The 11398-nt window shown below is 70.7% G+C and carries 9 protein-coding genes, 4 pseudogenes and 1 riboswitch; all 13 genes and pseudogenes read left to right on the top strand.

All coding sequences use genetic code 11. The annotated features are described in order from the left end of the window. On the top strand, positions 1 to 573 hold a 573-nt coding region (locus MCAG_RS00810), incomplete at its 5' end, for a DUF881 domain-containing protein (RefSeq protein WP_036371793.1). Further along, positions 570 to 902: a small basic family protein gene (locus MCAG_RS00805; RefSeq protein WP_007071104.1), complete on the top strand. Its 333-nt coding sequence runs from the start codon at positions 570 to 572 to the stop codon at positions 900 to 902. The genes MCAG_RS00810 and MCAG_RS00805, both read left to right, overlap by 4 nt. A 9-nt stretch (positions 903 to 911) precedes the next feature. After that, a complete protein-coding gene (locus MCAG_RS00800) occupies positions 912 to 1868 on the top strand; it encodes a DUF881 domain-containing protein (protein WP_007071103.1) in 957 nt (318 codons plus the stop codon). A gap of 65 nt (positions 1869 to 1933) precedes the next feature. After that, positions 1934 to 2314, top strand: a complete 381-nt coding sequence (gene gcvH / locus MCAG_RS00795) for a glycine cleavage system protein GcvH (RefSeq protein ID WP_036371792.1) — start codon at positions 1934 to 1936, stop codon at positions 2312 to 2314. 210 nt (positions 2315 to 2524) lie between these two features. Continuing rightward, positions 2525 to 2977, top strand: a complete 453-nt coding sequence (locus tag MCAG_RS00790; RefSeq protein WP_007071101.1) for an FHA domain-containing protein — start codon at positions 2525 to 2527, stop codon at positions 2975 to 2977. A gap of 50 nt (positions 2978 to 3027) precedes the next feature. Next, positions 3028 to 3735 (top strand): MerR family transcriptional regulator, encoded by a 708-nt coding sequence (locus MCAG_RS00785; RefSeq protein WP_198141693.1) that lies wholly within the window; start codon positions 3028 to 3030, stop codon positions 3733 to 3735. Positions 3736 to 3951: 216 nt separating this feature from the next. Further along, positions 3952 to 4417, top strand: a pseudogene (locus tag MCAG_RS36005) (bifunctional nuclease family protein). 234 nt (positions 4418 to 4651) lie between these two features. Further along, the gene (locus tag MCAG_RS00775; RefSeq protein WP_007071098.1) at positions 4652 to 5236 is read left to right on the top strand and encodes a MerR family transcriptional regulator; all 585 of its coding nucleotides are present in this window, start codon (positions 4652 to 4654) and stop codon (positions 5234 to 5236) included. 317 nt (positions 5237 to 5553) lie between these two features. Next, the gene (locus MCAG_RS00770; protein ID WP_007071097.1) at positions 5554 to 6777 is read left to right on the top strand and encodes a nitric oxide synthase oxygenase; all 1224 of its coding nucleotides are present in this window, start codon (positions 5554 to 5556) and stop codon (positions 6775 to 6777) included. 3 nt (positions 6778 to 6780) lie between these two features. Next, positions 6781 to 7976: pseudogene (locus tag MCAG_RS36000) on the top strand (globin domain-containing protein). Next, positions 7973 to 8605, top strand: a complete 633-nt coding sequence (locus MCAG_RS00760; protein WP_007071095.1) for a hypothetical protein — start codon at positions 7973 to 7975, stop codon at positions 8603 to 8605. Before MCAG_RS36000 ends, MCAG_RS00760 begins: the two are co-directional and overlap by 4 nt. An 89-nt stretch (positions 8606 to 8694) precedes the next feature. Continuing rightward, positions 8695 to 9572, top strand: a pseudogene (locus tag MCAG_RS00755) (NAD-dependent protein deacetylase). A gap of 61 nt (positions 9573 to 9633) precedes the next feature. After that, positions 9634 to 9732, top strand: a riboswitch (glycine riboswitch). A 77-nt stretch (positions 9733 to 9809) separates the two neighbouring features. Then, a pseudogene (locus tag MCAG_RS00750) lies at positions 9810 to 11398 on the top strand (glycine dehydrogenase (aminomethyl-transferring)); the annotation flags it as partial.

Below are 11398 nucleotides of genomic sequence, written 5' to 3'. Positions count from 1 at the left end.
CAGGCGGCGCGGTTGCGGCGGTTGGAGGCGGGCACCGGTCTGGGGCGGGTGCGTGGTGACGGTGTGGTGGTGCGGTTGGCGGATGCGCCGGCGAAGGATGACGCGGCGGTGACGGGTTCCGAGGGTGGGCCGCCGAGGGTGTTGTACACGGATCTGCAGAAGGTGGCCAATGATCTGTGGGCGGCGGGTGCGGAGGCGGTGGCGATCAATGGTCAGCGGTTGACGGCGACGTCGACGATCCGGTCGGCGGGTGCGGCGATCTTGGTGGATTTCCGGCCGGTGACGGGGCCGTACGAGGTGTCGGCGATTGGGCCGGGTGCGATGCGGGATCGGTTCGACGACAGTCGGGCGGCGTTTCTGATGCGGGAGTTGGTGGATTCGGTGGGGTTGTCGTTCCAGGTGCGGGAGGTGGAGGACCTCACCCTGCCGGCGGCGCCGGAGCCACGGCTACGCTACGCCGAGCCGTCGATCAGTCCGAGTCCGTCAGTGTCGGGTTCGGCTGTCGAGGGTTCGTCCGGTCCTGAGCCGTCTGGCTCTGGTTCGTCTCCCAGTCCTTCCGGAGGTGGCCGATGATCGCGGTGCTGGCGTTGCTCGCCGGGGTGGTGCTCGGGGTGTATCTCGATCCCACGGTGCCTGCGGCGTTGCAGCCGTATCTGCCGATCGCGGTGGTGGCGGCGTTGGACGCGGTTTTCGGTGGGGTGCGGGCGAAGTTGGACCGGATCTTCGATGACAAGCAGTTCGTGGTGTCGTTCATCTCGAATGTGCTGGTGGCGGGGCTGATCGTGTATTTGGGTGATCAGTTGGGCGTGGGTGGGCAGTTGTCGACTGGTGTGGTGGTGGTGCTGGGGGTACGGATCTTCGGGAATGTGGCGGCGATTCGTCGTCACCTGTTCCGGGCGTAGGTTGCGCAGATGAGCGAGGAGCAGACCGAGACGGGTACGGGGTGGCCGCAGCCGGCGGGTCCGGGGCGGCCTGGTGGGCCGGCGGGGGAGCCTGATGGGCGTCCGGGGGCGCCGGATTCCGGCGAGGTGTCGCCGTTGGCGGCGGCGGCGGAGTCGTCGTCGGTGCCGGATGTGGCAGGTGCGGGCGCGGTGACGGTGGAGTTGTCGTCGGTGGCGCCGTCGGGCGTGGGGTCTTCGGAGGCTTCGTCTTCGGGTCCGGCTGCGGTGGCGCGGCGGTTCACGTCGGCGGGGGCGATGATCGCGTTGTTGTTGGGTCTGTTGGGGTTCACCCTGGTGGTGCAGTTGCGTACGACGTCGACGGATCCGACGGCGGCGGCGACGCGGCAGGAGGACCTGGTGCGGATCTTCTCGGATCTGGATTCGCGGGAGAAGCGGCTGCGGCAGGACATCGAGGCGTTGGAGGAGAGTCAGCGGCAGTTGCGTTCGGGGGAGCAGGGTCGGCAGGCGGCGTTGGAGGAGGCGACGCGGCGGGCTGATGAGTTGGGGATTCTGGCGGGGACGTTGCCGGCGCGGGGGCCGGGGTTGAGTGTGCGGTTCGAGGCGGGGGCGAAGCCGATCTCGGCGTATCGGGTGCTGGACGCGGTGCAGGAGTTGCGGGGGGCGGGTGCGGAGGCGATGCAGATCTCGGGTGGGGACGGTGCGGCGGTGCGGATCATCGCGTCGACGTACTTCCTGGACGGGGCGGGTGGGGAGTTGGTGGTGGACGGCCGTCGGTTGTCGGGTCCGTTCACGATTACGGTGATCGGTGATCCGACGACGATGGCGACGGCGTTGAAGATTCCGGGCGGGGTGGCCGCATCGGTTGCCGGTGACGGCGGTAACGTGATCGTTGAGGATCGTGAGGTGGCCGAGGTTTCGGCGCTGCACGCGCCTGTGAAGTTGGAGCACGCCCGTCCGGTCTCCTGACCGGTGCGGCCCGCGCCGGTTCGCCGGTGCACCGATGGTCGGTACGACGGTGAAGGACGCGTCTGGTGATTCCTGAGGATCTGCGGTATACCGCTGAGCATGAGTGGGTGGCGGGTGACGGTTCGGGCGTGGTCCGGGTCGGCATCACGCACTTCGCGCAGGACGCGTTGGGTGACATCGTGTACGTCCAGTTGCCCGAGGAGGGCGCGGAGGTGGCTGCGGGTGACTCGTTGGGTGAGATTGAGTCGACCAAGAGTGTGTCCGAGATCTACGCCCCGGTGAGTGGGGTCGTGGCGGCGCGGAACGAGGCGTTGGTGGATGCTCCGGAGGTGATCAACTCTGATCCGTACGGTGCGGGTTGGCTGGTGGAGATCACGCCGGGTGATCCGGTGGCGGTGGACGGGCTGCTGACCGCCGGGGCGTATCGCGAGCTCACCGAGAGCTGAGTGCCCGTGGGGCGTGTGGTGTTGTGCCGCGCGTCCGGTTGCCCTGCATTTCGGCGCTGGCTAGGCTCGCCCAGTCGACCGAGAACCCATAAGTTGAGCGTTGCGGAATTGCCTTTCCGGGCACGGGGAGCCAGCCGCCGGGTGGACTGCCCGGCGGCCAGACCCGCCATTACCCGACGCCGACGCGAAACAGATCCGTGAGGTGGTCCCATGACGCGGCCAGACGACGAGTTCCCCCCGCTCGACGTCACTTCGACGCTCAATCTCGGTTCGCTCGACGAAGTGCTGGAGGGGCCGGATACCGATGTGGTGCCGAGCCGGATGTCCGGTTCGTTGCCGCCGGGTATGGCGCTGCTGGTGGTTCGTCGGGGTCCGAACGCGGGTGCCCGGTTCTTGTTGGATCATGATGTGACGACGAGTGGCCGGCATCCGGACAGTGACATCTTCCTGGACGATGTGACGGTGTCGCGGCGGCATGCCGAGTTCCACCGGGATGGTGGGACGTTCACGGTGCGGGACGTGGGTAGTTTGAACGGCACGTACGTGAACCGGGAGCGGGTCGAGGCGGCCACGTTGAGCAATGGTGACGAGGTGCAGATCGGTAAGTTCCGGGTGGTCTTCATCGCCGGTCCGCGCCCGGAGGAGGAGGCCGGCCGGGGGTGAACGAGCCTGCGGCTTCGACGCCGCCCGGGGTGGCCCGCGCGCAACCGCTGATGAGCATCGGCGAGGTGCTGGGGCAGTTGCGGGTGGAGTTTCCCGACGTCACGATTTCGAAGTTGCGGTTCCTGGAGGCCGAGGGGCTGGTGGAGCCGCAGCGGACTGCTGCGGGGTATCGGAAGTACAGCTGGGACGATGTGGCGCGGTTGCGGTTCGTGTTGACCGCGCAGCGGGACCAGTATCTGCCGTTGCGGGTGATCCGTGAGCAGTTGGCGCAGTGGGACGGGTCGGCGGATGGGCCGGTGCCGTCTCGGCCGACGTTGGTGGCGGTGGGCCCGGGTGGTGAGGTGCCGGGTCGTTCTGCTGCGGCGGAGCCGCCGGTGGATTCGGCTCAGGTGCGGTTGGGTCGGGCTGATCTGGTCGCGCGGAGCGGGATCGACGAGTCGACGTTGGGTGAGTTGGAGCGGCTCGGGGTGTTGGTGTCTGATCCGCCGGGTTGGTACGACGGGGATGCGTTGATCATCGCGCGGGCGGTGGCGGGTCTGGCGGCGTACGGGTTGGAGCCTCGGCATTTGCGGGGTTACCGGACGGCGGCGGATCGGGAGGTGGGTTTGTTCGCGCAGTTGGTGGCGCCGTTGGTGCGCCAGAGTGATCCGGCGGCGCGGGCGCGGGCGGCGGAGACGGCGCGGGAGTTGGTGGCGTTGTCTCAGCAGCTGCACGCGGCGTTGGTGCGGGTGGGGTTGCGTTCGACGTTGGGTCGGTGATTTTGGTGGTGCTGCGCGGCCCGGGCGGTGGTCCGGGCCGCGTGGTGTTGGTGGGAGGTTCGGGTTCTGGGGGCGTGTCGTAGGCTTGCCGGGGTAACCCCTTTTCGGGCGCGGGGCCGTGGTGCGTGTAGCGCATGGGATGTGCGTGTCGCGGCCCGTGTACCGTGCAGGCAAGGGCGCGGTGCGGGCGTAGGTGACAACGACACGGAGGCGGCGGTGCGCGAGCTGAGCGTGGTCGGGGTTCGGGTGGAGTTGCCCAGCAACCAGCCGATCGTCCTGCTGCGGGAGGTCGAGGGCGATCGCTATCTGCCGATCTGGATCGGTGCGGTGGAGGCGACGGCGATCGCGTATGAGCAGCAGGGGGTCAAGCCGGCTCGGCCCGTTGACGCATGATCTGTTGCGGGATGTGTTGGCGGCGTTGAAGGCGCCGTTGCGGGCGGTGAGATCACCGAGTTGAAGGAGAACGTCTTTCTACGCCGATCTGTGATCGGTGATGACGGGTGCGGGTGTCGGCGCGGCCGAGTGATTCGATTGCGTGGCGTTACGGGTCGGTGCGCCGATTCGTTGTGCCGAGCAGGTCCTCTCTGAGGCGGGGATCGTGATCCCGGACGAGCAGGAGGACGAGGTGGAGAAGTTCCGCGAGTTCCTGGAGCAGGTGCGTCCGGAGGATTTCGCGGGCTGACCGCGGTCCCACCGGCGCGCTGGCGACGTGGGCGGCGGTGGTGGTGTTTCTCGACCCCTGGCGTTGGTCACTGTGGGTGATCGGCCGTGGATGTGGGTGATCTTTGCCGTGGCTGCGCGGCGTGTCGCGACCTTTCCTGCGCGGTAACTCCTCAAGGGCGCTATAGGGTTGCCGTGTCGAGGGGTGCACGTCCCGGATGCGGCGTGTCACCGCACTGGCGGGGAGGTTGTCCGGATGCACGAGCCGCGAGATCCCGAGCCTGGTACGCAAGCGCAGGGGGCGGGTGTGGTGCCGGCGGGGCCGGCGACTGAGGGTGACGGTGCGGTGGGCTACCGGGGTGTGACCGCGTGCCACGCGGTGGGCATCACGTACCGGCAGTTGGATTACTGGGCGCGTACGGCGTTGGTGGTGCCGAGCGTGCGGGACGCGTCGGGTTCGGGGACGTCCCGGTTGTATTCGTTCCGCGACCTGGTGGTGTTGAAGGTCGTGAAGCGGCTGTTGGACGCCGGGGTGTCGTTGCAGAACATCCGCAAGGCGATCGAGGCGTTGCGGTCGCGTGGGGTGGCCGATCTGGCGGGGATCACGTTGATCTCGGACGGGACGACGGTGTACGAGTGCCGGTCGCCGGAGGAGGTGGTCGACCTGTTGCAGGGTGGCCAGGGCGTGTTCGGTATCGCGATCGGTGGGGCGTTCAAGGAGATCGAGGGTTCGTTGTCGCATCTGCCGGCTGAGCCGGCTGAGCCGGCGTCGGGGGTTGCGGGCGGCGACGCGGTGGAGGACGAGTTGGCGGCTCGCCGGGCGCGGCGGCGGGCGGGATGATTCCGGTTCGGTCGGCGGGTGTCGGTGCTGGCCGGCGGGGCGGGGTCGACTGTCCTTTGTGATCTGCTTTGGCGAGGGCCGCCGGTTGTGCGCGTTCCGGTATGTGTCGGCCGGTTGACAGCTTTTGCGTTGCCGGCAATCCTATGTGGCGGCGTTCGCGGTTTGCCGTGGTGGTGTCACCGTGGGTGAGTGCGGTGGGCCGGTGGACGGGACGGACGCAGGGTGTGGCGACGGCGTTGCCCGACGATCGGACTTGAACCGAAGTGCAGATTGACAGTCGTGCCGCCGTGAGCTTGGTTGACGTCGGCGGCCCTGCCATGGGCGGGAGCAGGTCGGGGTGCCCGGTGGCGCACGGGCCGCACGCGGCGTTGCCGCCGGCCCTGCCGGTGGGGGACGTGGTGGCGGAGGCGGTGGAGTTCCTGCACCTGTTCCACACGGAGCGGCGGCTGCCGGGGGTGGCCGAGCGGGTCGCGCAGGTGCGGGAGGAGGTCGCGCTGACGGGCACGTACCGGCACACCCGTGAGGAGTTGACGTACGGGGCGAAGGTGGCGTGGCGGCAGTCGGCGCGGTGTGTGGGTCGGGTGCGGTGGGCTGGTCTGCGGGTTCGTGACCGGCGGGACGTGACGACGGTGGCGGGGATCGCCGCCGAGTTGACGCGGCACCTGGCGGAGGCGGACAACGGTGGGCGGATCCGGTCGGTGATGACGGTGTTCGCGCCGGACCGCCCGGGGGTGGGGCCGCGGGCGCGGATCTGGAACGACCAGTTGATCCGGTACTGCGGTCACCGGTGCGCCGATGGTGCGGTGGTGGGTGATCCGGCGCAGGCGCCGATGACGGATGCGGTGGTGGGCCTGGGGTGGCGTCCACCGCCGGTGCCGGGCCGGTTCGACCTGTTGCCGTGGGTGATCGAGACGGCGTACGAGGATCCGACGCTGGTGGAGGTGCCGCGGGACCTGGTGCGGGAGGTCGCGTTGACGCATCCGGCGTATCCGTGGTTCGGGGGGTTGCGGTTGCGGTGGCACGCGCTGCCGGTGATCAGCAACATGCGGTTGCGGGTCGGTGGGGTGGACTACGGTTGCGCGCCGTTCAACGGCCACTATCTCAGTGACGAGATCGGTACCCGGAACATGGGTGACGGGCACCGGTACGACCAGTTGCTGCCGGTGGCGCGCGGGTTGGGGTTGGACACGTCGCGGGAGGACACGCTGTGGCGGGAACACGCCGCGTTGGTGATCAATCAGGCGGTGTTGCATTCGTTCCGGTTGGCGGGGGTGCGGGTGTCGGATCCGCACACCGAGTCGGAGTTGTTCATGAGGTTCTGCGCCCAGGAGGAGCGGGCGGGGCGTCCGGTGCACGGTGACTGGTCGTGGCTCAACGGCAGTGTGGGGTGGGCGGCGCTGCACGCGGTGCATCACCGCTACTACGACACGCGGGTGCCGAACCCGAACCTGTGGCCGGTGGATCGGGCGTACGGGCCAGACGGCGCGGTGGCGCTGACTCTGCGGGAGCGGCACGACGCGGCCCGCCGGCGGGAGGACTGAGGGATGGACGTCGTGGGGTTGCGGCAGAGTTGGGCGCAGCTGCGGGTGGCGGGTCCGGAGGCGGCGAGGTACTTCTACGCGACGTTGTTCACGATCGCGCCGGAGGTGCGGTCGATGTTCCCGACGAACATGCGTTACCAGGAGGACAAGCTGCTGGCGGCGTTGGGGCACATCGTGAGTCACGTTGACGACGAGCGGGAGTTGGCGGGGTTCACGCGGCGGTTGGGCGCCGACCACCGCCGGTTCCGGGGCGCGGATCGGCAGGGCCGGGCGGTGCCGTTGGCGCAGGGGCACTACCGGTGGGTGGGGCAGGCGCTGCTGGCGACGTTGGAGCGGTTCCTCGGGCCGCGGTGGACGCCGGGGTTGCGGGCGGACTGGGCGGCGGCGTACGAGGTGGTGACGCGGTTGATGTTGGCGGGCGCGGCGGACGCGGAGTTGTCGTCGCCGCCGTTGTGGGAGGCGGAGGTCCTCCAGGTGCAGCGGCGCCGCGCTGTCGATCGTGTTCACGGTGCGCCCGAACTATCTGTGTGAGTACCTGCCGGGGCAGTCGCTGCCGGTGCAGGTGCCGCAGTTGCGGCTGTGGCGGTACCTGTCGCCGGCGAACGCGCCGCGCGCGGACGGCACGATCGAGTTTCCACGTGCGGGCGACGGGCCGGTTCTCGACGCATCTGGTGCGCCGGTTGCGGGTGGGGGATCAGGTGTTGCTGGGCTCGCCGACGGGCACGGCGTTGTCGTCGTACGGCCGGTCGCCGCACCTGCGGTTGCTGTTGGTGGCCGGGGGGACGGGGTTGGCGCCGTTGCGGGCGGTGGTGGAGGCGTTGCGGGCGGAGCCGCGGCCGACGACGTTGGTGGTGGGCGGCCGAACCCCCGACGACCTGTACGACGACGCGGCGGTGTGGGAGTTGGCCGGCGCGTCGGGTTGGTTGCGGTACGTGCCGACGGTGCAGACCGCCTGGCGGTGGTCGGGTGCGGTGGGCACGGCCGGTGACACGGCGGTGCGGTTGGGGCCGTGGCGGGACACCGACGTGTTGGTGTGCGGCAGTCCGCAGATGACGCGGGAGACGATCGGGGCGCTGGTGGCCTCGGGGGTGGCGGCGCAGCGGATTCTGGCCGAGGCGTACGACCATTGCCAGTATCCGCCGCTGGCCGGTCAGGCCGCGGCGGCGGTGCGGGACTTCAGTGGGACGGGGGTCCGATGAGCGTCGACGTCGGTGACGGGCAGGGTGGTACGACGCGGGCGGTGGGCGCGTTGGCGGCGCGCCGGTTCCGTGGCGCTGACTGGTTGTCGGTCGACGGGGTCGTCGACGTGGCCCGGGCGGCCGACGAGCGGATCGGGTTGCTCAACGGTGAGTTGGAACGGTTGCGGCGGGAGAACGAGGCGCTGGTGCGGCAGGTGGAGATGCTGCGGCACGGCGCGTTGCCGAGTGTGGCGCCGCAGGGCCCGGATCCGATGGTGATCGAGTTGGCGGTGCGGGCGCAGGAGGAGGCGAACCGGACGATCGACGAGGCCACCGAGGAGGGGGCGGAGATCATCGCCGAGGCGCGGCGGCAGGCCGAGGAGATCGTCGCCGAGGCGTTCCGGCGGGCGGGAGGTGTGCCGGGCGCGGGGCCGGACGCGGCGGATTCCCGGGCGGAGGAGCTGCGGCTGTTGGGGCGGGTGCGGGAGCTGGAGGGCCGGCAGGCGGCGTTGGCGGCGGCGTTGGCGGCGGCGCGGCAGCAGGTGGGGCGGTGGCAGGCGTACCTGGTGGGGCAGGCCGAGCAGGTGCGGGTTGAGGCGGCGCAGGCCGCTGAGGCGGACCGGCAGTTGCGTCAGCTCCTCGCCGGATAGGTCCGAAGGTGGTGGCCCGGTGTGGGTTTTGCCGGGGCGAGGAGGGTCACGGGGGCGGTGCTCGCGGGCGCGGCGGGCGCTGAGGCAGCATGGATGGCGTGACGGAGTCGTTCGACGCGGTGGCCGGTCTGCTCGCCGGCGGTGGTGTCGTGGTGCTCAGCGGCGCGGGCCTGTCGACGGACTCGGGTATCCCGGACTACCGGGGGCCAGCGGGGCGGCCCGCCGGCACACCCCGATGACGCGCAGGCGTTCACCGGCGATGCGGTGGCGCGGCGCCGGTACTGGGCGCGTAGTCACCTGGGGTGGCGCACGATCGCGGGGGCCACGCCGAACGGCGGGCACGTCGCGGTGGCCCGGTTGCAGCGCGGTGGGCTGGTCGACGCGGTGATCACCCAGAACGTCGACGGTCTGCACACGGCCGCCGGGTCGGCGCCGGTGGTGGAGTTGCACGGCCGCCTCGACGAGGTGGTGTGTCTGGACTGCGGCAACCGCGTCGGCCGTCAGGAGGTGGACCGGCGGCTGCGGGAGGCGAACCCTTTTGTCGCCGTTTTCTGTGGCGGCGGTCAACCCGGATGGTGACGTGGACCTGGCCGACGCGCAGGTGGCGGGGTTCCGGCCGGTGGACTGCGAACGATGTCGCACCGGGATGTTGAAACCGGACGTGGTGTTCTTCGGGGAGACGGTGCCGGCGGCGCGGGTGGCAACCTGTTTCGACCTGGTGGAGCGGGCCCGGGTGATGCTGGTGCTCGGGTCGTCGTTGACGGTGATGTCGGGGCGTCGGTTCGTGATCCGCGCGGCGAAGCGGGGCATTCCGGTGGTGATCGTCAACCAGGGGCCCACCCGGGGTGACGGGTACGCCGCGCTGCGCGTCGACGCGCCGCTGGGGGTGGTGCTGCCGGCGCTTGCCGGCCGGCTGGTGGCCGCCGGGGACACGCTGGTCGGCGGCGCGGCGGCGGCGTGCGGGTGATCCGGATCGCGGGGGACGACATCCGCCGGAAACAGCGGCGCTGGTAGCGTGGAGCGTGCCGGTACCCCGCGTGGGAGAGACCGCCTGATCCGTTCGGGGCGGCGCCGAAGGGGCAGCTTCCTCCCCGGAACCTCTCAGGCAGAAGGACCTCGCGGGCAGGCACTGTGGAGCGCCCTGCCCTGGGCGTGACTCAGGGGGAGGCCGACCTGTCGACCTCACACCCCGGGGAGCGCCGCCATGACCGTAGAGCAGTTCGCCGCCCGTCACATCGGCCCCGACGGAGACGACGAGCGCCGCATGCTCGACGTCGTCGGCTACGGCTCGATCGACGAGTTGATGGACGCGGCGATTCCCGAGGTGATCCGCTGGCACGGCGCCCTGGACCTGCCGGAGCCGGCCAGCGAGCACGACGCCCTGGCGCAGCTGCGGGCGATCGCGGGCCGCAACACCGTCGCCGTGTCCATGATCGGGTTGGGTTATTACGGTACGCACACCCCGGCGGTGATCCGCCGTAACGTGTTGGAGAACCCGGCCTGGTACACGGCGTACACGCCGTACCAGCCGGAGATCAGCCAGGGCCGGTTGGAGGCGCTGCTGAACTTCCAGACGATGGTGACGGACCTGACGGGCCTGGCCACGGCGAACGCGTCGATGCTCGACGAGGGCACCGCCGCGGCGGAGGCGATGACCCTGGCCCGGCGGGCGTCGAAGAGCCGCAGCAGCGTGTACGTGGTCGACGCCGACGCGTTGCCGCAGACCATCGCGGTGATCACCAGCCGGGCGCAGCCGTTGGGCATCGAGGTGCAGGTGGTGGACCTGGACGCGCAGGCGCTGCCGGGGGAGTTCTTCGGGCTGCACCTGCAGTATCCGGGGGCGTCGGGGGCGGTACGCGATCACGCGCCGCTGGTGGCGGCGGCGCACGCGGTCGGGGCGCTGGTCACGGTGGCGGCGGACCTGTTGGCGTTGACGCTGCTGCGCGCGCCGGGGGAGATCGGCGCGGACATCGCCGCCGGCACCACCCAGCGGTTCGGGGTGCCGATGGGCTTCGGTGGCCCGCACGCCGGGTACCTGGCGGTCCGGTCGGGGTTGGAGCGGATGCTGCCCGGCCGGCTGGTGGGGGTGTCCCGCGACGCGGCCGGCGACCCGGCGTACCGGTTGGCGTTGCAGACCCGTGAGCAGCACATCCGGCGGGAGAAGGCGACCAGTAACATCTGCACCGCGCAGGTGCTGCTGGCGGTGATGGCCGGCATGTATGCCGTGTACCACGGCCCGGACGGGCTGCGGGGCATCGCGGCGCGTACCCACTCGATGGCGGCGCGGCTCGCGGCCGGGTTGCGCGCCGGCGGGGTGGGTGTCGCGGACGTCGCGTTCTTCGACACGGTCACGGCGGTGGTGCCGGGCCGGGCCGCGCAGGTGGTCGCCGACGCGCAGCGGCGGGGGGTGAACCTGCGGCTGGTCGACGCCGACCGGGTCGGGATCTCGTGTGACGAGACGACCACCGGGGCGCATCTGGCGATGGTGTGGGCGGCGTTCGGGGTGCCCGGGTTCGACGGCGCGGTCGAGGCCGACCTGCCGGCGGGGTTGGCGCGCACGTCGGCGTTCCTGACCCACCCGGTGTTCGGCGCGCACCGTTCGGAGACGGCGATGCTGCGGTACCTGCGGCGGTTGGCGGACTTCGACTACGCCCTGGACCGGGGCATGATCCCGCTGGGGTCGTGCACGATGAAGCTGAACGCGACCACGGAGATGGAGCCGGTGAGCTGGGCGGAGTTCGCCCACACCACCCGTTCGCGCCGCCGTCGCAGACCGCCGGTTACCGGGAGTTG

The sequence above is a fragment of the Micromonospora sp. ATCC 39149 genome (genome assembly GCF_000158815.1).
GTDB lineage: Bacteria > Actinomycetota > Actinomycetes > Mycobacteriales > Micromonosporaceae > Micromonospora.
The sequence above is the reverse complement of the archived record's forward strand: the minus strand, read 5'-3'. Positions and strand labels throughout refer to the sequence as shown.